The 314-nt window shown below is 66.2% G+C and carries 1 protein-coding gene; it reads left to right on the top strand.

Annotation, left to right across the window (positions count from 1 at the left end; translation table 11 throughout):
- The coding region (locus QWI17_RS04925) for a hypothetical protein (RefSeq protein WP_302721395.1) at positions 1-314 on the top strand (314 nt) is incomplete at both ends.

Consider the following 314-nt stretch of genomic DNA (forward strand, 5'->3'; position numbering starts at 1 on the left):
CCCGTGCCGCTGCCGGTAGCATCACCACCACCCTGACCGACGCCAACAAGCTGGCTTTCGCCGGGCCGATCAGTGCCAACGCGGGCAGTGGCAACAGCGGCACCGGCACCATCACCCAGCCGACGCTGGGTGAAGCGCTGGACATTTACGGCGGTGCCGACACCGCGTTGATCCAGCAGTCGATTCGCGACTCGATGCCGGTGCGCGTGGTGTTCGACGCCGCCAGTAGCGGTTCGCAGGGCTACAAGCTGTTCGATGCCAAGGGCACCCAGATCGGCACGGGCAGTGTGGTGCCAGGGCAGGACAACAAGCTG

This window comes from Gilvimarinus gilvus, assembly GCF_030518155.1.
GTDB classification, from domain to species: Bacteria; Pseudomonadota; Gammaproteobacteria; order Pseudomonadales; family Cellvibrionaceae; genus Gilvimarinus; species Gilvimarinus gilvus.